Consider the following 17,594-nt stretch of genomic DNA (forward strand, 5'->3'; position numbering starts at 1 on the left):
CCGGGTCATGTCAGCAGCCCGCGGGCGATGCCATTCAGGCGCGCACCTGCCTGTTCAGCAGGAACCTGCAGGGTGTCGGCGAGGATGCCGGCGAGTTCTTCGCGGCGGGCCGCGGACAAGCCGGCCTGGCGTTCGGCAAAGGCCAGTATGGCCCTTTGCTCGTCACGACTGAGGACCACTGGTGCGACCTCGGCGGCCACTTCCGGCAGCTCGCTGGCGGCTGGCGGCAGGTCGCGGTAGACCACCAGGGTGCCGGCGGCCAGATCACCGAGCCGCTTGAAGGCCGGATGGTTCAGGCAACTGAGAATGCCCAGGGTGTAGCCGAACGGTAGCAGGTCGACGAAGCGCAGCAGGTTGCGCGTCAGCGAGGCGGCCCAGCCGACCGGCGTGCCGTCGTCATGGATCACCCGCAGGCCGAGCCATTGCTTGCCCGGCGAACGGCCCTGGTTGAGCACCTCGAACAACACCATGTACCACCAGGTCACCAGAAACAGCAGGATCGCGCCGAGGCCGGCACCCAGCTCGCCGAGCAGGCCAAGCACGATATACAGCACCAGCAGGATCGCCCCGCGAATGCCCAGATCGATGGCAAACGCCAGCGCCCGCGGCACCAGCCCGGCCGGGCGCAGCAGCAGGTCGATACCTTCCGGCGTTTCCACGCGCAGACGGGTATCCAGCAGGGTTTGCTGGGTACCTGACGGGCCGGGGTTGGCTGGGGGAGCAATCGGTGACATGCGCGGGCTGCAAAGACAAAGCCCGATGCTAGCCAGCCACGCACGGCGAAGCAACCGCCATGCGTAATTGCTGGTGCGCGGATGGGAGAATCAATTGGCTGGCGGCAGCACGCCGAAGATTATGCGGTACAGCACGCCAAAACTTAGTGTGAGCAATGGCATCGTCCAGATCAGGCCAATGCCCAGCGGGACGATGCTCAGCAGAATTATCAGACCCAGTGTCAGGCACAGCCCAAGTACCTTGAACCAGTGCTGGTGAATCGCCTTGCGCGAGGTTTCCAGTGCTTGCCAGGGTGACAGGCCGCGCTCGGCGACCAGGGGAATGGCCAGCAGGTAGGCGATACTCAGGTAAATACCCGGGATAACCAGCAACATGTAACCTACGGCGATCAGTATGGTCATGAGTACGCCGGTGACCAGCAACGGCAAGAACTTGCTGAATTGACTGAATACCAGATTGATCGAAACCGCTTGGCCGGCTGCCCGGCGGATGCCGATCAGGTAGATGCCGGCCACAAAGGGATAGGTCAGTGCGCTGCTCAACAGGTTGAACAGTTGATCGGAAAAAATCCGGTTCTCCGAACTGGCAGTATCCAGCAGGCCAAGCAGGGTCAGAACCACGGCAAGTGCAAACATGCCGGCAAACATTGCGACATAGAGCAGCAGATAACCACCGATGATCAACCCCTTGCTGCCTTTTACCAGCGCCCAGGCCTGATTGATGACGTTATCAACGCCGAAGTCATAGCCGCGGGAAAGGGCCTCCTGGACTGAGGGGGCTTGCTCGCTGGCCACAGCGCTTTGCAGCTGGCTGGCAGGTGGCGTGTAGGGATTGGTATCCGCATCATTCATGGTCAGCATCCTTATTGACCGGGTTTGCCGGCAAGCCCGATATGCTATCGAAGGCTGGTTGGTTCCGGCAATAAAGCCGGGCTATGCGCTGTGCGGGAAGCTTTTGCCAGCATTCCGGGTTAGTGCTGGTTTCCTTTAAGTGCGGCAGGCTCCTAAACTGCAAAGCCGTCGCTGCGGGCCGCTGATTTTCTGTGGGAGGGCCGCCCGCGGCGCGAGTTGCTGGATTTTCGCGGCGAGTCGCCCCACATGCACTCTCGACTTTTATGGGAGAGGGATAATCCTCTAGGACTGACATAAGGAATTCGTCTTGGCTGCAAGCATCTTCTGGTACGACTACGAAACCACCGGCATCAACCCGCGCTGCGACCGGCCGCTGCAGGTGGCCGGCATCCGCACCGATGAGGCGCTGAATGAAATCGGTGAGCCGCTGAACATCGATTGCCGGCCGGCCGATGACATTCTGCCGCATCCGATCTCCTGCCTGATCACCGGCATCAGTCCGGCGCGGCTGCAGGCCCGGGGCCTGAGCGAGGCCGAGTTCATCACCCGCCTGCATGCCGAGCTGGCCTTTCCGGGAACCTGTACGGCGGGCTACAACAACCTGCGTTTTGATGACGAGATGACCCGCTACACGCTGTACCGCAATTTCTTCGACCCCTATGCGCGCGAGTGGCAGGGCGGCAACAGCCGCTGGGATCTGATCGACCTGATGCGCTGTGTGTATGCGTTGCGCCCGGAAGGCATCGTCTGGCCGGAAAACGACGGGCGCGTCAGTCTCAAACTGGACCAGCTAACCGTGGCCAACGGCATCGAGCATGGCCAGGCCCACGATGCGCTGGCCGACGTGCGCGCCACCATCGCCCTGGCCCGGCTGGTGCGCGAGCGGCAGCGCAAGCTGTACGACTACCTGTTCGATTTGCGCAGCAAGCAGCAGGTAATGCAGCGCATCAAGCTGCTAGAACCGGTTCTGCATGTTTCCGGGCGCTTTTCTGCCGCGCGCAGCTTCCTTGGCGTGGTGCTGCCGCTGGCCTGGCATCCGCAGAACAAGAATGCCCTGATCGTCTGCGATCTGCAGGCCGACCTGCGGCCGTTGCTGGAAGAGTCAGCCGAGACCTTGCGGCAGCGCCTGTATACCCGCCACGAACAGCTGGGCGAGGGCGAGCTGCCAGTGCCGTTGAAACTGCTGCATATCAATCGCTGCCCGGTGGTGGCGCCGTTGTCGGTGTTGCGTGAGCAGGACCTGCAGCGCTTGCAGCTGGATCTGCCGGCATGCGAAGTACAGCGTGCGCTGCTGGAACAGCAAACCGCTATCTGGCAGGCCAAGTTGCCGCAGATTTACGGCAAGGACGAGTTTGCCGGCAGTGCCGATCCCGAGCAGCAGTTGTATGACGGTTTTATCAGCCCGCGCGATCGCGACCTGTGTACCCGCGTGCGCGATGCCGATCCGGCAGCTTTGGGCAAACAGAACTGGCCGTTTGCCGATGAGCGCTTGCCCGAATTGCTGTTTCGTTATCGGGCGCGCAACTTTCCACAGACTCTGACTAATCAAGAGCAACAACAGTGGCAGTTGTTTTGTCAGCAGCGCTTGTTGCAGGCAGAACTGGGTGCGCCTATTACCCTGGCCGGTTTTTATCAGGGGCTGGATCAGGCGGGAGATGAACTTTCCCCGGCCCAGCAGCAACTGCTCGACGACTGGCGTGCATATGCCACTGCATTGCAGCAGCGCATCGGCATGGATATATAGACTGCCTGTTATTTGACGGCCCAATAAAAAACGCCAGTAATACTGGCGTTTTTTATTGTCTGGTTATTGCCGTGTAGCAATTAGCCGATCAGCTTGGCCCAGGCTTCTACTACGTCGGCGCCCCACTTGGCTTTCCACTCTTTCAGGGTCTTGTGATTGCCGCCTTTGGTTTCAATCACTTCACCGGTATTCGGGTTGGAATACTGTTTCAGCTTGCGGGTACGGCGGCCAGTGGCCGGCTTGGCTGCACGGACGGGTTTGGTGCCACGGGATTCCGGATCGAGAATGGCAATGATATCCGGCAGGGCCTTGTTGTATTCGGCCATGAGTCCGCGCAGTTTGCTTTCGAATTCCAGTTCCTTTTTAAGCTTGTCGCTTTGTTGCAGATCATTCAGGCGTGCCTGAAGTTGCTTGATGGCTTCTTCGGTGTCGCGGTATTCATTGATCAGGGACATTGCAGTTACCTTGTATGTTGAGGGTGTACGAATAAGGTTTTGCAATACTAGATAGGGTTTAAAGATAAGTAAACTAACGGTTAATAATTTTTCTGGTACGGCAGTTTCAATATGTTTAACGTCCGGTTAAACCATCCGCTTATATTGGTTAAGCATTTCATGCCCTTCTCTGGTGCGTGTTTTGCTTATGCATAATTGTTTTCACGATAGCCCGACCGGTAATAAGCAAATAAAAGGCTGTTGCAGCATTGCTGCGTGGTTTTGTGCCGGCGCGGGGGGGCTGATCGCGATATGGCAGGCTGCCGGTTGCAACTTGAATTCACAAAGCAGTCCAACAAGCCACTAGAATGGCGGCCTGATTTATACACGGGGAGTTTTTTGATGCGCACCTTTCGACTGGTAATCGCCTGTCCGGATCGCGTGGGGATTGTCGCCAAGGTGAGTGGTTTTCTGGCGACCTATAACGGCTGGATTAACGAGGCCAGCCATTATTCGGACAACCAGAGCGGTTGGTTCTTCATGCGTTACGAGATCCGTGCCGATTCCCTGCCGTTTGAACTGGATGGTTTTACCCAGGCTTTCTCACCGATCGCCCGCGAGTTTTCCATGGACTGGCGGGTGACCGATTCCGCCCAGCCCAAGCGCGTGGTGCTGATGGCCAGTCGCGAATCCCACTGCCTGACGGATTTGCTGCACCGCTGGCACAGCGACGAGCTGGATTGCGAAATTCCCTGCGTGATTTCCAACCACCAGGACCTGCGCAGCATGGTCGAGTGGCATGGCATACCGTTCTTCCATGTACCGGTCGATCCGCAGGACAAGTCGGCGGCGTTTGCCGAAGTCTCGCGACTGGTCGAGGCGCACGCCGCCGATGCCGTGGTGCTGGCGCGCTACATGCAGATCCTGCCGCCAGAATTGTGCCAGCGCCTGGCCGGGCGGGTGATCAACATCCATCACAGTTTTCTGCCCTCGTTTGTCGGCGCCAAGCCGTATCATCAGGCATCCTTGCGCGGGGTCAAACTGATCGGCGCAACCTGTCATTATGTTACCGACGAGCTGGATGCCGGGCCGATCATCGAGCAGGATGTGGTACGCATCAGTCACAGCAACAGCATCGAGGATCTTGTGCGGCTGGGGCGTGATGTGGAGAAAATGGTGCTGGCGCGTGGACTACGCTATCACTTGCAGGATCGTGTTCTGGTCCATGACAACAAGACAGTGGTGTTTGCCTGAGCCAGGCGCTGGCGCACCGCGTAAATAAAATCTGGAGAACTGTGCATGCTCAATTCCATCTCTGTGCGCGATTACATGACGCGCCACCTGCTGACCTTTCATGCCGATACGGAGTTGTTCACTGCCGTCGACCGCTTGCTCGAACATCGTGTCCATGCGGCACCTGTGGTGGATGAGCATGGTCATCTGATCGGCCTGCTGTCCTCCGATGACTGTATGAAGAGCGTGCTTGAGGGTACCTATTACGAAGAAGTCGGCGGCACCGTTGGCGCAAGCATGAAGCGCGATGTGTTCTCCATCGCCCCGGACACCGACATCATGGAAGCTGCCAATTTGCTGGTGAATGGTGGACGTCGCTGCCTGCCGGTGGTGGAAAATGGCCGGCTGGTCGGCCAGGTCAGCCGCCACGACCTGCTGCGTGCGGTCAAGGAATTTGCCCAGCACCAGCACGATCACAAGAATAAGCACTGAAAGCCGGATGAGTGACCCACGCAATCGCGGAGCCGCCGCAGCTACACCGACTACCGGTGAGGGCTGCCTGCGGCGCTTTGACCCGGATGCCGTGAGTGAGCAGCATGGCGCCGACTTCACGGCTGCGGCGGCGCTCTGGCAGGCTTTGCAGTCCGAACCGGAGAAACCGTCGGCAACCGCGCCGGCCAGTCCGGACGATGCAGCGACCAAGGGGTAACCCGATCCCGGGCGGTTAATCACTGTGCGGATTTTCTGATCGTTCGCAATACCAATACAGCTAGCAGGGAGTGATGTCATGCCGTCGGGAAATTCTTTGGTACTCGGAGCTGATCCGGCCGGGCAGCCGGTCGAGCAGCTGCTCAAACTGGCCAATCGCCATGGCCTGATTGCCGGCGCAACCGGTACCGGCAAGACCGTCACCCTGCAGCATCTGGCGGAAGCCTTCAGCGATGCCGGCGTGGCGGTATTCGCTGCCGATATCAAGGGCGACCTCAGCGGACTGGGCGCGGTGAGCAATCCCCAGGGCAAGGTGGCCGAACGGATTGCCAGCATGCCGTGGCTGAACTTCCGTTCGCAGGCCTATCCGGTCACCCTGTGGGACGTGGCCGGCAAAAGCGGTCACCCGCTGCGTACCACCATCAGCGAAATGGGCCCGCTGCTGCTGGGCAACCTGCTGCAGCTGACCGACAGCCAGCAGGCCGCACTCTATGCCGCCTTCCAGGTGGCCGACCGTGAAGGCCTGCTGTTGCTGGACATGAAGGATCTCAAGGCCCTGCTCAATTATCTGGCCGAGCATCCCGAAGCGCTGGCCGATGACCGTGCGCTGTTCACCAATGCTTCGGCCCAGGCCTTGCTGCGCAAACTGGCCGGGCTGGAACAGCAGGGCGCCGAGGCGCTGTTTGGCGAGCCGGCGCTGCAGCTGGAAGACATCCTGCACCCGGATGCCGATGGCCGCGGACGCATCCATCTGCTGGATGCCAGCCAGCTGGTGCATCAGGCGCCCAAGGTCTATGCGACCTTCCTGCTGTGGTTGCTGGCCGAGCTGTTTGAACAGCTGCCCGAGCGCGGCGACGCCGACAAACCTGTGCTGGCGCTGTTCTTCGATGAAGCCCATCTGCTGTTTGCCGATACTCCGAAAGCCTTGCAGGATCGGCTGGAGCAGGTGGTGCGGCTGATCCGCTCCAAGGGTGTCGGTGTGTACTTTGTCACCCAGTCACCCGGCGACCTGCCCGATAGCGTGCTGGCCCAGCTGGGCCTGCGTGTCCAGCACGGCCTGCGCGCCTTTACCGCCCGTGAACAGAAAGCCTTGCGCGCGGTGGCCGACGGCTTCCGGCCGAATCCGTCGCTGGACGTGCTGGCGACACTGACCGAGCTGGGCATCGGTGAAGCGCTGGTGGGTACCCTGCAGGACAAGGGCACGCCGGCCATGGTGCAGCGGGTTGCGATTGCGCCGCCGCAGTCGCGCATCGGCCCGTTGAGCGACAGCGAACGCGCCGACCTGATTCGCCGTTCGCCGCAGGCCGGGCGTTATGACAAGCCGTTTGACCGCGAGTCGGCCTATGAAATGCTGCTGGCACGCGCCGCCACGCGGGTTGCCGAGCAGGCCCCGACAGCACCGGCGAAACCGGCGGCAAAGGCCGACGAAGGTGGTTTTTCCGACATGCTCGGCAGTGTCGCCGGCAAGGCGTTGCAGAGCGCCGCGCGAACCATGGCCAATCAGGTCGGGCGCGAACTGGTGCGCGGGCTGCTCGGTTCGTTGCTGGGCAAGCGGCGCTGATAAAGGAAGTCAGCTGCGATTGTGGGAGCGGCGACCCGCCGCGAAAAGGCTAAAAGCTCGCGCCGGGGCGGCGCTCCCACACAGGCGTCCTGTGTTCCGGAGAAAGTCGCTGCAAGCACGGCAGGGGCGCGGCGGGTTTATTCGGTCTGGCGTTCTTTCTCGATCTTCTCGAGTTCCTTGGTAAAGGCCTCGTCAAGCAGGCTGGGGCGTTTGCGCCAGGGTTTGCGCTCGGGATCGGGCTGGGCGGCGTAGGTGATCACCTCACCCTTGTATATCTCCTTGTAGCGCTGCGCCTGTCGCTCGAGTTCGGCGCGAAGTTGCTCTTTGTTCACGTGGTTTCCTTTTGAACCCTGGTTGTTGGATGGCTGGTCAAGCTTGCCACTCGGCCAATACGGTCCGTGTGATTATATCCACGGCGGCCCGGCTGTTGGCTGCAGGCGGGCCTTGCTGCACGCAAGCTGTGCTGGTTAAACGCCGCTTTCTTCCGGCCACATACGGATCGGCTTGCCTTCGGCCGGCCACAGGCGCAACTGGTCGGTGGCGGACAGGTCCCAGCGTTGTACCTTGCCCAGTGCGTCGAGAAAGCGCTGCTCCTGTTCCATCAATGCCGGCGCACACATCATCCGCGTACTGCCGGCCTGACCGAAGCTGATCTGCTGATCCTTCAACGTGTAGGAAGCAAACCAGTGGTTGCAACCACCGGTGCCGAAGGCGCGTCCGTCATCGTCCAGGGTGATGGTGACGTAACTGTTGTCGATCAGCGGACGTTCACCAATCCATTCCACCACGTAGGTGCGGTTCGGTTCCAGCTTGACCTTGTCACTGGCACAACCGGCCAGTACCAGGCTGGTGCCCAGCAGGAAAACAGTGCTCAGGTGTTTCATGGGCGAATCTCCAGGCAGGTTGGGCAAAGGTGTTTGCTGTCGCGGTTGCGCCAGCCTAACTCGGTGATGCGTTGTTCGGCTGCAGCCGTGCGGGCTTTTTCGCCCAGCGCAGCGTCCACCGCGAATTCAAAGTCGAGCTGTTTGCCGCAATGGTCGCAGTTGACCTTCCAGTTGAGAATAGACAGTTCGGCGAAAGCCGGGCCGCTGGCCACCGCAATCCATTGACCTGGCGGGCTGATCAGGTGGCGAACCTTGTCCACCGAGAGCTGCATGCTCAAGTCACGGCTGCCCTTGAGGGTAACCAGTAACTGGTCGCCGCTGTGGATCGAGCCGCCGTTGCCGGTGACCTGATAACGCCCGGCAGACAGTGCGCGGCACTCGATCAAGGTATGGGCCGGGTTGAGCAGGTTGTAACGGAAATCGTGCTGGGCCATGGGTCCTCCGCGCAAGCGCGGCCTGGTGTGCTGAAGTCTGGACGGCTGGTTAGCTGTCCCGGGTGGCGTATTGATCGGCAAGCCCGGCAGACGCCTGTCGCAGGCGGTTGATGGCCTGATCCAGCTGGTCGAGGGCTGGTCCGGCTGGGGCATTGTCCTGGCGGAGCAGATTTTCGCAGTGTTGGCAGATCGTGCGCAATTGTGGCACACCGCAGTAGCGCGTGGCGCCAAGCAGCCGGTGTACGCGCTCGGCCAGCTCGACGGCGTTATTGCTGGTACGTGCCCGGGCTATGGCCTGTTGTTCCTCGTCGAGCGAGCCGAGCAGCATGGCGAGCAGGTCACTGGCCAGTTCGGGTTTGCCGCCGGCCAGACGCAGCGCCTCATGCTGATCGAGTATTTCCAGTGATTCGCTGGCGGGCATGGCCGTCGGCGCAATTGCTGCGGATAGCTGTTTGCCGGCCCATTTGTGCAGCAATCGGCCCAGTTGTTGCTCGTCGATCGGCTTGCTCATCAGATCATTGATGCCGACTTGCAGCAGGGTGCGCTTCTGGTTGGGCAGGACATGGGCGGTGAGGGCGACGATCGGCACGGGCGGGCGTTGCTGCTGCTGTTCGCGCTGGCGAATGGCCATGCTGGCCTGCAGGCCGTCCATGCCCGGCATGCGGATATCCATCAGGATCAGCTCGAAGCGCTGCGCATCTGCGGCCGCAAGCGCGGCGTAGCCACTGTCGACTGCCGTGACCCGGGCACCCATATCGCTCAGCAGGCTCTGCACCAGCAGCAGGTTGGCCGGGTTGTCATCGACACAGAGTACCCGCGGTGCTGGCTGTGCATCTGCCGGCGCTGACGGGTACGGCTGTGTGCGGACTGCTGCCTGCGGCTCGAGCAGTTCCTCGAGGGCCTGGGCCATTTTGCGGCCATAGGCTGGCTTGGACTGCAGCCGGCAACCTGCGCGGGTTGTCAGACCATGCAGCAAGCCCAGGCTGGAGACCGGGCACAGCAGCAGGGTCTTGCAGTCGTGTTGCTGCAGCGTTCGCAACTGCAGGTCCAGCTGCTCGACGGAGATACCATCGGCACCGCTGCCGAGCACGGCCAGGCTGATCGGCTGGGCATCGTGCTGCTGCTCGGCGACGGCCTGAAGCAGCGCGTCCATCTGTTCAAAGCAGAGCACTTCCAGCCGGTAATCCTGCAATTGATGGAGCAGGGACTGACGTGCCAGCTGGTGCCCTTCGAAAATCGCGATGCGCTGCCCCGACAGTACGCTCGATTCCGGCTCGGACAGTGCCACGGTTTTCGCCAGGCTGATTTCAATCCATAACCGGGCGCCCTCATCCGGTGTGCTTTCCACGCCGATTTCGCCGCCCATGAGCTCACCCAGGCGTCTGGCGATAGCCAGTCCCGTCGCGCTGCCGACCGAGCCCGGTACGGCGGGGTTGCCGCTTTGTTCGAGCGCCTGCAGCACTTGCTGCAGCTCATCTGCGCTCAGGTCATGGTTACTGTACTGAACGCTGATGCGCAGTCTGGCAAATTCGCTGCAGTCGTCTTCGAGCATGGCGCGCAGGACGATGCTGCCCTGCCGCGCAAGCCTGATGGCATTGCCCAGCAGGTGAATGAATATCTGTTTGAGCAGTGCCGGATCGCCAGTCAGTCGTTGTGGCGTATCGCGGTAAACCATCGAGACCAGTTCCAGCTGTTTTTCGTGCGCAGCCAGGGACACCACGGACAGGCAGTCGTGGACCAGTTCGCGCAGATCGAATGGCTGGCTGTCCAGGCGCAGGCTGCCACTTTCAAGGGCGGAAGGATCCAGTGCCTGATCGAGCATGCCGAGCAGGTTTTCCGCCGAGTGGCGGATTGTCTGCAAATGGTCGCGTTGCTGGGCGTTCAGTGCGGTCTTGTGCAACAGCTGGCTGAAGCCGAGGATGCCGTTGAGCGGCGTGCGGATTTCGTGGCTCATGTTGGCCAGAAAGCTGTTTCTGCTGCGGCTGGCGGCACGGGTTTCCTTGCGTGCCATATCCAGTTCAATGCGTTGCACTTCTGCTGTCTGGCGCTGCTCGCGGCTGTCTTCCAGACTTTGCGTGAGCTGCCGCTGCAGCTCCTTACGCTGGCTGTGCAGAGTCATGCCGAGTTGGTTGATGCTCTCGGCCAGGGCATTGAACTCGGGACTGGGCAGCCTGTGCAGCGGCTGCTCCAGCTGGCCGTTTTGCAGGCTGGCAATACCCAGCTGCAGTTGCTTTGCCTGATTCTCCAGCGAGCGGCCAAGACGCCAGAACAGCAGACTGCTCAGGGCCACTGTGAGTAAAGCCAGGCAAAAGCCGGGGTAGTTCTGTTGCAGGTTGGCCGGGCTGAAAAGCGCCGGAGCAGCAATAATCAGCACGACAATCAGCAGGCAGACGGGTAGCAGGCCAAGCATGAGCATCCGGCTCTTGATGCCAGGTTCCTTGAACACGGGGTTCTCCAGCCTCGAAACAGGACGGCAGTCTAACCAGTCAGGGCCGGGCAGGAAAAGCGGCCGCGCCCGCGGCTAACTGCGGGCTTTTCACAATATAAAGAGATGGTGTGTCCGCCGGTACGAAAATAGCTGGCGCAGGAGTAGGATGCCCGGCAGATTTTCTACCACTCTTCGAGGTTTACGCCATGTCCCCTGTGCACAAGTCCCTGTCCCGCCTGTTGGTGTGTTGTGGCGCCCTGATGCTGGCGGCCTGCGCCACCCAGCATGACGATGAACTCAGTGGCTCGACCGTCGGTTCGCATGTCTTCAAGCAAGGCCAGCCAGGCAGCGTGAGTACGCAGATCACCACCATTGAAGCCGATGTCGTTGCCATCGATTACAAAAAACGTGACGTGACCCTGCAGGATGCCCAGGGCAACAAGCGCACGCTGACGATCAGTTCTGAAGGGACCAATTTCAATCAGGTCAAGGTTGGCGATCATTTTCTGCTGGAGAGCGCAACGGAAATGTCGGTGTTCCTGCTCACCGATCAGAACAGCGCAATCAACGCCGAACGCTCGGTTAACCTGAAGGCGCCGCAAGGTGAGAAGCCGGCCTTTCTGGTCGCCGAAACCACGGAATTCAAGGCGCTGATCAGCGCGGTGGATCCTGCCGCGCAGATGGCTACGCTGACCTTTGAAGATGGCAGCCGGGATACCTTTAAAGTTCGCCCGGATTTGCAGCTAAGCGAGAAAATGCTTGGTCAGGTCATACTTATCCGCGTGACCGAGGCAATCGCGCTGACGGTCAGCGCCAGGTAATTCAGCGGTGCGCGCAGGTGGCGATACAGGTGCCGCGAGCTGTGCCGCAGCTCGACGGATGACGCCCGGATGCCTGCTGCAACAACTCGGCGATAGGGTGCCCGGCGGTTTGCCGTTATCATGGGCGCCCCTTGTTGAAGCCGGATTGTCGCACTCGCCATGAGCTTGCAGTTTCCCACCATTGCCGATTGCATCGGTAATACCCCGCTGGTGCGCCTGCAGCGCCTGCCGGGCAACACCTCGAATACCCTGCTGGTCAAGCTGGAAGGGAATAATCCCGCCGGTTCGGTGAAGGACCGGCCGGCCCTGTCGATGATCAGTCGGGCCGAGCTGCGCGGTGACATTCGTCCCGGCGATACGCTGATCGAGGCCACCTCCGGCAATACCGGCATCGCCCTGGCCATGGCGGCCGCGATCAAGGGCTACCGCATGATCCTGATCATGCCCGACAGCTCCACGGCCGAGCGCAAGTCAGCCATGAGTGCCTATGGCGCCGAACTGATTCTGGTGGACGGCATGGAGACTGCCCGCGACCTCGCCCTGCAGATGCAGGCCGACGGTCGGGGCAAGGTGCTTGACCAGTTCGCCAATGGCGATAACCCGCTGGCGCATTACAGCAGCACCGGCCCGGAAATCTGGCAGCAGACCGCGGGCAGCATTACCCATTTCGTCAGTTCGATGGGCACCACCGGCACCATCATGGGCGTCTCGCGCTACCTCAAGGAGCAGAATCCGGCGGTGCAGATTGTCGGTCTGCAACCCGAGGAAGGTGCGGCGATTCCCGGCATCCGCCGCTGGCCGCAGGCCTACCTGCCAGAGATTTTCGATGCCACGCGGGTTGACCGGGTGATCGACATGGGCCAGACCGAGGCCGAGCAGACCATGCGGCGTCTGGCGCGCGAAGAGGGCATCTTTTGCGGTGTGTCCTCCGGTGGTTCGGTGGCGGGCATGCTGCGCTTGTCGCAGGAAGTGGAAAATGCGGTGATGGTGGCGATCATCTGTGATCGTGGTGATCGCTATCTGTCCACCGGTGTGTATGACCAACCGGCATAAACAGGCTGTACCAGGCTGGGCTTTAGCCCACTGCGCCCGAGTGCCGCAATAATTGGTGGGCTGTAGCCCACCTAACGCCAGCTGCAGGTATCCAACGTGGCTAAAACGAGTTCCGGGTTGCGCTTTCAACCGGCCAGTGGCACCAAGAGCGCCGGCCTGCCGGTGGGCAAGAAGCAGCTGCTGCAGATCGACAAGCTGGCCAATGACGGGCGTGGCATCGGTTATGCCGATGGACGCACCTGGTTCGTCAGCGGTGCGCTGGCTGGTGAACAGGTCGAGGCGCGGGTTCTGGCGGCGCGCAGCAAGGTAGTCGATGCGCGGGTCGAGCGGGTGTTGCAGGCCAGTGCCTTGCGCCGCCAGCCGGCTTGCGCGGTGGCAGACCGTTGCGGTGGCTGCACCCTGCAGCATTTGCCGCATGCCGAACAGCTGCAACTCAAGCAGCACAACCTTGCCGGGCAATTGCAGCGGGTCGCCGGCGTGCAACCGGTGGAGTGGGCCGCAGCGCTGACCGGGCCGGAGCTGGGCTATCGCCGGCGTGCACGTATTGCGGTGCGTTGGGACATCAAACAGAAGTACCTGCATGTCGGCTTTCGCGCGGCCGCCAGCCAGGACATAGTGCCGATCGGCGCCTGCCCGGTACTGGTGCCGGCACTGCAATCCATCGCCCTGGCCCTGCCGGAGATGTTGCGCGGCCTGCAACGGCCCGAACGCATAGGCCATGTCGAGTTGTTCAGCGGCACTACCGTGGTGCTGTTGCTGCGCCACACCGCTGCGCTGCCCGAGGAAGATTGCCAGCGCATCCGCCGCTTCTGCATCGAGCAGCAGGCGCAGTTGTGGTGGCAGGCCGAAGGTGAGCCGCAGGCGGATGAGCCGCAGGCCGTTGCCGGCTTCGCGCTGGAAGGGTTCGATGTGCAGCTGGCATGGCGACCCGGTGATTTCGTCCAGGTGAATGCGCAGATCAACACTGCCATGCTGCGTCAGGCGCTGGACTGGCTGGCGCCGCAGGCCCATGAGCGGGTACTCGATTTGTTCTGCGGGCTGGGCAACTTTGCCTTGCCGCTAGCCCGGCAGGTGCGCGAGGTGGTGGCCGTCGAGGGGGTTGCGAGCATGGTGCAGCGAGCCCGGGACAATGCCCTGAGCAATGCGCTGGAAAACGTGCAGGTATATCAGGCGGATTTGTCCGGTCCGCTGCCTGCGGCAGACTGGTTGCAGGAGGGTTTTGCGGCGGTGTTGCTGGATCCCCCGCGCGACGGCGCTCTGGAAGTGATTCGGCGGATGAGCGAACTAGGTGCGCAGCGGCTGGTCTATGTGTCCTGTAATCCGGCGACCCTGGCCCGCGATACGCTTGAACTGATTGGTCAGGGTTACCGGTTGCAGCGTGCCGGCATTCTCGACATGTTTCCGCAGACGGCGCATGTCGAGGCCATGGCCCTGTTTACAAAAGCATGATGCAGGGCGGGCTGCAGCCGGCCCTTGCAGGTACATTTTGCCGGGCTGACGCCCGGCTCACGTTTGCGTCAAACGGCTCTCAGTAGAGGAAACAAGATGGTTCAGGTGCGGGTGCAACAGCCACTGAATACAGATGGCAGCATCAATCTGGAGGCCTGGCTGGATACGGTGATCAGTATTGATCCGGCCCTTGATCGACAGGCCCTGCGCGACGCCTGCGAATTTGCCCGCGAAGCCGAGCAGCAGTCCAGGGTCAAGCCGACGCACTGGTCCGAGCGCAGTTCGGCCTTTCGCATCGGTCTGGAAATTGCCGAGATTCTGGCGGATCTCAAGCTGGATCAGGACTCGCTCGTGGCTGCCGTGGTTTACCGCGCCGTCCGTGAAGACATGACCTCGCTGGAGGTGGTGCAGGAGCGTTTCGGTCCGGTGGTCGGCAAGCTGGTGGATGGCGTGCTGCGCATGGCAGCCATCAGCGCCAGTCTGAATCCGCGCAAGTCGCTGGTGCTGCCGCCCCAGGCGCAGGTCGAGAACCTGCGCAAGATGCTGGTAGCGATGGTCGATGACGTACGTGTGGCGCTGATCAAGCTGGCCGAGCGCACCTGTGCGATCCGCGAGGTCAAGGATGCGGATGACGAAAAACGCCAGCGGGTGGCCCGTGAAGTGTTCGATATCTACGCACCGCTGGCCCACCGGCTGGGTATCGGGCATATCAAGTGGGAACTGGAAGATCTGTCGTTCCGCTATCTGGAACCGGTGCAGTACAAGCAGATCGCCACCTTGCTGCATGAGCGCCGGCTGGATCGCGAGCAATACATTGCCGGGGTGATGCAGCAATTGCGCGACGAGCTGACGGCCACCGGCATTCAGGCCGATGTCAGCGGGCGCGCCAAGCATATCTACTCGATCTGGCGCAAAATGCAGCGCAAGGGTCTGCAGTTCAGCCAGATCTACGACGTCCGGGCGGTGCGCATTCTGGTGCCGCAGGTGCGCGACTGCTACACCGCGCTGGGTATCGTGCACACCCTGTGGCGGCACATTCCCAAGGAATTTGACGACTACATCGCCAACCCCAAGGAAAACGGCTACCGCTCGCTGCACACCGCAGTACTCGGCCCGGACGGCAAGGTGCTGGAGGTGCAGATACGTACCGTGACCATGCATGAAGAAGCCGAACTGGGTGTCTGTGCCCACTGGCGTTACAAGGGGACCGACATCAAGGGCGGCTCCAACCAGTACGAGGAAAAGATTTCCTGGTTGCGTCAGGTGCTGGAATGGCATGAAGAGCTGGGTGATATCGGCGGTCTGGCCGAGCAGTTGCGCGTGGACATCGAGCAGGACCGGGTCTATGTGTTTACCCCGGAAGGGCATGCCATCGACCTGCCGGTCGGCGCCACGCCGCTGGACTTTGCCTACCGGGTGCATACCGAAGTCGGTCACAACTGCCGTGGTGCCAAGGTCAACGGGCGCATCGTGCCGCTCAATTACAACCTGCAGACCGGCGAACAGGTGGAGATCATCCAGGGCAAGAACGGCGCGCCCAGCCGTGACTGGCTGAACAGCAACCTGGGCTATATCAGCACCTCGCGGGCGCGGGCGAAGATCGTCCACTGGTTCAAGCTGCAGGCGCGTGACCAGAACGTGGCTGCCGGCAAGAACATGCTCGAGCGGGAATTGCTGCGCCTGGCATTGCCATTGCGGGACTTTGAAAAGCTCGCCGAGAAATGCAATCTGAAAACCGCCGAGGATATGTATGCTGCCCTCGGCGCCGGTGATCTGCGGCTGGCCCAGGCGGTCAACCATGCCGAGCAGCTGATTGATCCGCAACGCAATGACCAGCAGCTGGATCTGCTGCCGCTGCGTGCCGTTGCCAACAAGCCGGGGCAGGCAAGCGATATCCGCATCGAGGGTGTTGGCAATCTGCTGACGCAGATCGCCGGTTGCTGCCAGCCGCTGCCGGGTGATCCGATTGTCGGTTACATCACCCATGGCCGTGGCGTCACCATCCACCGCCAGGACTGTGCGACCGGCCTGCAATTGTCCGGCCGCGAGCCGGAAAGGACGATCCAGGTCAGCTGGGGTCCGGTACCGCAGCAGACCTATCCGGTGGATATCCTGATTCGTGCCTACGACCGCTCCGGCCTGCTGCGCGATGTTTCGCAAGTATTGCTCAACGAGAAGATCAACGTGCTGGAAGTCAGCACCCGTTCGAACAAGGACGACAACACGGCGAGCATGTTGCTGACCATCGAGATCACCGGGCTGGACCGCCTTGGCCGCTTGCTCGGGCGTATCTCCCAGTTGCCCAACATCATCGAGGCACGGCGCAACCGGCATAACGGCTAGCGATGAACCGAGGAAGTACAACTGCCATGTACCAGCTCAATGACCTGCTGTATCTGATGCAGCGCTTGCGCGACCCGCAGACCGGCTGTCCGTGGGACTTGCAGCAGAATTACGCGAGCATCGTGCCGCACACGCTGGAGGAGGCCTACGAAGTGGCCGATGCCATCGAGCGCGGTGACTTCGAACACCTGCCGGGCGAGCTCGGGGATTTGCTGTTCCAGGTGGTTTTCTATAGCCAGCTGGCCACGGAAGAAGGACGCTTCGACTTTGCCGGGGTGGTCGATGGCATCACCCGCAAGCTGGTGCGGCGACATCCCCATGTATTCCCGGCGGGCGATCTGCATGCCGTGGCCGATGCACAGACCGTGGCTGAAGCGGCGGTCAAACAGCGCTGGGAAGAACTCAAGGCCGAAGAACGCGCCGGGCAGGCCGCTGCACCGCAGCAGCTGTCGTTGCTCGATGACGTACCCACGGCCTTGCCCGCCTTGAGCCGCGCCGGCAAGTTGCAGAAGCGTGCCGCGCAGGCCGGTTTCGACTGGCCGGAGGCGTTGCCGGTGCTGGACAAGGTGCGCGAAGAGCTGGATGAAGTACTCGAGGCCATGGCGACCGAGGATGCGGCGGCCATCAGCGATGAGCTGGGTGACCTGCTGTTTGCCGTGGTCAACCTGAGCCGGCATCTCAAGGTCGATGCCGAAGCAGCCTTGCGCCAGGCCAGTGCCAAGTTCGAGCGGCGCTTTCGCGGTATCGAACAAAGGTTGCGCGAACGCGCTGTAGCCATCGAGAATTGCACCCTGGAACAACTGGACGCTCTCTGGGCGGAAGTCAAACAGCTGGAAAAGTCTGCCGCTGACTGATCGAGCCCTGTACTGGAAGAGCTTTTCGTAGGGTGGGCTTCAGCCCACCGGATCCGAACCGT

The 17,594-nt window shown here is 61.5% G+C and carries 17 protein-coding genes; 10 read left to right on the top strand and 7 right to left on the bottom strand.

What is annotated here, in order from left to right; translation table 11 throughout:
- Nucleotides 1-5 precede the first annotated feature (5 nt).
- Together BLT89_RS04455 and BLT89_RS04460 are read right to left on the bottom strand one after the other, a co-directional pair.
- Nucleotides 6-734 (bottom strand): RDD family protein, encoded by a 729-nt coding sequence (locus tag BLT89_RS04455; RefSeq protein ID WP_090193291.1) that lies wholly within the window; start codon nt 732-734, stop codon nt 6-8.
- Between the two features lie 90 nt (nt 735-824).
- Nucleotides 825-1,586 carry a hypothetical protein gene (locus BLT89_RS04460; protein WP_090193292.1) on the bottom strand — a complete coding sequence of 254 codons (762 nt, stop codon included), beginning with the start codon at nt 1,584-1,586 and terminating at the stop codon, nt 825-827.
- 307 nt (nt 1,587-1,893) lie between these two features.
- Between BLT89_RS04460 and sbcB the strand changes: the two genes are divergently transcribed.
- Nucleotides 1,894-3,330 carry an exodeoxyribonuclease I gene (gene sbcB / locus BLT89_RS04465; RefSeq protein ID WP_090193293.1) on the top strand — a complete coding sequence of 479 codons (1,437 nt, stop codon included), beginning with the start codon at nt 1,894-1,896 and terminating at the stop codon, nt 3,328-3,330.
- Nucleotides 3,331-3,410: 80 nt separating this feature from the next.
- Here sbcB and mvaT read toward each other — a convergent pair whose 3' ends face one another.
- Nucleotides 3,411-3,785 carry a histone-like nucleoid-structuring protein MvaT gene (gene mvaT / locus BLT89_RS04470; protein ID WP_090193294.1) on the bottom strand — a complete coding sequence of 125 codons (375 nt, stop codon included), beginning with the start codon at nt 3,783-3,785 and terminating at the stop codon, nt 3,411-3,413.
- 381 nt (nt 3,786-4,166) lie between these two features.
- Between mvaT and purU the strand changes: the two genes are divergently transcribed.
- The 4 genes from purU (at nt 4,167) to BLT89_RS04490 (ending at nt 7,266) form a co-directional block, all read left to right on the top strand.
- A complete protein-coding gene (gene purU / locus BLT89_RS04475) occupies nt 4,167-5,018 on the top strand; it encodes a formyltetrahydrofolate deformylase (RefSeq protein ID WP_090193295.1) in 852 nt (283 codons plus the stop codon).
- Between the two features lie 45 nt (nt 5,019-5,063).
- Nucleotides 5,064-5,489, top strand: coding sequence for a CBS domain-containing protein (locus tag BLT89_RS04480; RefSeq protein WP_090193296.1), 426 nt, complete (start codon nt 5,064-5,066; stop codon nt 5,487-5,489).
- Nucleotides 5,490-5,496: 7 nt separating this feature from the next.
- The gene (locus tag BLT89_RS04485) at nt 5,497-5,706 is read left to right on the top strand and encodes a hypothetical protein (RefSeq protein ID WP_090193297.1); all 210 of its coding nucleotides are present in this window, start codon (nt 5,497-5,499) and stop codon (nt 5,704-5,706) included.
- Between the two features lie 78 nt (nt 5,707-5,784).
- Nucleotides 5,785-7,266, top strand: coding sequence for a helicase HerA-like domain-containing protein (locus tag BLT89_RS04490; protein WP_090193298.1), 1,482 nt, complete (start codon nt 5,785-5,787; stop codon nt 7,264-7,266).
- 137 nt (nt 7,267-7,403) lie between these two features.
- Here the strand turns inward: BLT89_RS04490 and BLT89_RS04495 are convergent, their stop codons facing one another.
- The 4 genes from BLT89_RS04495 to BLT89_RS04510 form a co-directional block, all read right to left on the bottom strand.
- A complete protein-coding gene (locus BLT89_RS04495) occupies nt 7,404-7,598 on the bottom strand; it encodes a hypothetical protein (RefSeq protein WP_090193299.1) in 195 nt (64 codons plus the stop codon).
- Between the two features lie 135 nt (nt 7,599-7,733).
- Complete coding sequence (locus BLT89_RS04500; RefSeq protein ID WP_090193300.1) at nt 7,734-8,150, bottom strand: META domain-containing protein; 417 nt, start codon at nt 8,148-8,150, stop codon at nt 7,734-7,736.
- Nucleotides 8,147-8,584 carry a hypothetical protein gene (locus BLT89_RS04505; protein ID WP_090193301.1) on the bottom strand — a complete coding sequence of 146 codons (438 nt, stop codon included), beginning with the start codon at nt 8,582-8,584 and terminating at the stop codon, nt 8,147-8,149. Before BLT89_RS04505 ends, BLT89_RS04500 begins: the two co-directional genes overlap by 4 nt.
- 49 nt (nt 8,585-8,633) lie before the next feature.
- Entirely contained in the window at nt 8,634-11,030 is a 2,397-nt protein-coding gene (locus tag BLT89_RS04510) for a response regulator (protein ID WP_090193302.1), read from the bottom strand.
- A gap of 188 nt (nt 11,031-11,218) precedes the next feature.
- Between BLT89_RS04510 and BLT89_RS04515 the strand changes: the two genes are divergently transcribed.
- The 5 genes from BLT89_RS04515 (at nt 11,219) to mazG (ending at nt 17,532) form a co-directional block, all read left to right on the top strand.
- Nucleotides 11,219-11,833 carry a hypothetical protein gene (locus BLT89_RS04515; protein ID WP_090193303.1) on the top strand — a complete coding sequence of 205 codons (615 nt, stop codon included), beginning with the start codon at nt 11,219-11,221 and terminating at the stop codon, nt 11,831-11,833.
- A 159-nt stretch (nt 11,834-11,992) separates the two neighbouring features.
- A complete protein-coding gene (gene cysM, locus BLT89_RS04520; protein WP_090193304.1) occupies nt 11,993-12,886 on the top strand; it encodes a cysteine synthase CysM in 894 nt (297 codons plus the stop codon).
- Nucleotides 12,887-12,982: 96 nt separating this feature from the next.
- A complete protein-coding gene (gene rlmD, locus BLT89_RS04525; RefSeq protein WP_090193305.1) occupies nt 12,983-14,335 on the top strand; it encodes a 23S rRNA (uracil(1939)-C(5))-methyltransferase RlmD in 1,353 nt (450 codons plus the stop codon).
- Between the two features lie 96 nt (nt 14,336-14,431).
- Nucleotides 14,432-16,678, top strand: a complete 2,247-nt coding sequence (relA, locus tag BLT89_RS04530) for a GTP diphosphokinase (protein WP_090193306.1) — start codon at nt 14,432-14,434, stop codon at nt 16,676-16,678.
- Between the two features lie 26 nt (nt 16,679-16,704).
- A complete protein-coding gene (mazG, locus tag BLT89_RS04535; RefSeq protein ID WP_090193307.1) occupies nt 16,705-17,532 on the top strand; it encodes a nucleoside triphosphate pyrophosphohydrolase in 828 nt (275 codons plus the stop codon).
- Nucleotides 17,533-17,594: the final 62 nt, after the last annotated feature.

Origin of the sequence: Pseudomonas pohangensis (assembly GCF_900105995.1) — a bacterium.
In the GTDB taxonomy this organism is placed as follows: Bacteria; Pseudomonadota; Gammaproteobacteria; order Pseudomonadales; family Pseudomonadaceae; genus Aquipseudomonas; species Aquipseudomonas pohangensis.

Excerpts from the sequence above, each read along its gene's own strand:
- BLT89_RS04455 (WP_090193291.1), bottom strand. The coding sequence starts at position 734 with ATGTCACCGATTGCTCCCCCAGCCAACCCCGGCCCGTCAGGTACCCAG.
- BLT89_RS04460 (WP_090193292.1), bottom strand. The coding sequence starts at position 1,586 with ATGAATGATGCGGATACCAATCCCTACACGCCACCTGCCAGCCAGCTG.
- mvaT (WP_090193294.1), bottom strand. The coding sequence starts at position 3,785 with ATGTCCCTGATCAATGAATACCGCGACACCGAAGAAGCCATCAAGCAA.
- purU (WP_090193295.1), top strand. The coding sequence starts at position 4,167 with ATGCGCACCTTTCGACTGGTAATCGCCTGTCCGGATCGCGTGGGGATT.
- BLT89_RS04480 (WP_090193296.1), top strand. The coding sequence starts at position 5,064 with ATGCTCAATTCCATCTCTGTGCGCGATTACATGACGCGCCACCTGCTG.
- BLT89_RS04485 (WP_090193297.1), top strand. The coding sequence starts at position 5,497 with ATGAGTGACCCACGCAATCGCGGAGCCGCCGCAGCTACACCGACTACC.
- BLT89_RS04490 (WP_090193298.1), top strand. The coding sequence starts at position 5,785 with ATGCCGTCGGGAAATTCTTTGGTACTCGGAGCTGATCCGGCCGGGCAG.
- BLT89_RS04500 (WP_090193300.1), bottom strand. The coding sequence starts at position 8,150 with ATGAAACACCTGAGCACTGTTTTCCTGCTGGGCACCAGCCTGGTACTG.
- BLT89_RS04505 (WP_090193301.1), bottom strand. The coding sequence starts at position 8,584 with ATGGCCCAGCACGATTTCCGTTACAACCTGCTCAACCCGGCCCATACC.
- BLT89_RS04515 (WP_090193303.1), top strand. The coding sequence starts at position 11,219 with ATGTCCCCTGTGCACAAGTCCCTGTCCCGCCTGTTGGTGTGTTGTGGC.
- cysM (WP_090193304.1), top strand. The coding sequence starts at position 11,993 with ATGAGCTTGCAGTTTCCCACCATTGCCGATTGCATCGGTAATACCCCG.
- relA (WP_090193306.1), top strand. The coding sequence starts at position 14,432 with ATGGTTCAGGTGCGGGTGCAACAGCCACTGAATACAGATGGCAGCATC.
- mazG (WP_090193307.1), top strand. The coding sequence starts at position 16,705 with ATGTACCAGCTCAATGACCTGCTGTATCTGATGCAGCGCTTGCGCGAC.